This is a genomic window from Tamlana crocina, assembly GCF_012037625.1.
Genome location: NZ_JAAVJS010000169.1, coordinates 1 through 497, shown reverse-complemented (window position 1 = coordinate 497; position 497 = coordinate 1). Strand labels below are relative to the sequence as shown.

Here is a 497-nt window from a genome sequence, read left to right as displayed (position 1 = left end):
AAACCTGCAGTTATCGCGAGATTTCCGGCCTTTACCCACTATGAAGCTCAACCCGGAGGTGAAGAATATTTTTGATTTTAAATTTGAAGATTTTATATTGGAAAATTATGATCCGCATCCTGCCATAAAAGGTCGGGTCGCAGTATAATTTTTTTCTAATCCAAAATTTTTTAAACACTATGAAGAAGTTCCTTGTTATCACATGTTTTGTATTCGGCGGAATCGCAGCAGCACAGGCACAGCAAACCTCACCCGTTTGGCCCGGATGCGAAGAAGTTGAAGATCAATCAAAATGTTTTAACGAAAAACTGGCAGAACACGTAAGGAACAACTACGAATTTCCCATGAAAGAGAATGTATACATCCGCGGAAAAGTAACTGTTTCCTTTGATGTTACTGAAACCGGAGAAGTAGTTGTAAAGTCTGTAGAAGGTCCAAAGCCGGAAGTGAACACCGCGGCACGAAAAATGCTTGAAAAAATTCCCGACATGAAGCCG

At 40.6% G+C, this 497-nt stretch carries 2 protein-coding genes; both read left to right on the top strand.

Features of this window, described 5'->3' with window-relative positions:
- On the top strand, positions 1-148 hold a 148-nt coding region (locus tag HC176_RS16165; protein WP_245234925.1), incomplete at its 5' end, for a thymidylate synthase.
- Positions 149-179: 31 nt separating this feature from the next.
- On the top strand, positions 180-497 hold a 318-nt coding region (locus tag HC176_RS16160; protein ID WP_167920034.1), incomplete at its 3' end, for an energy transducer TonB.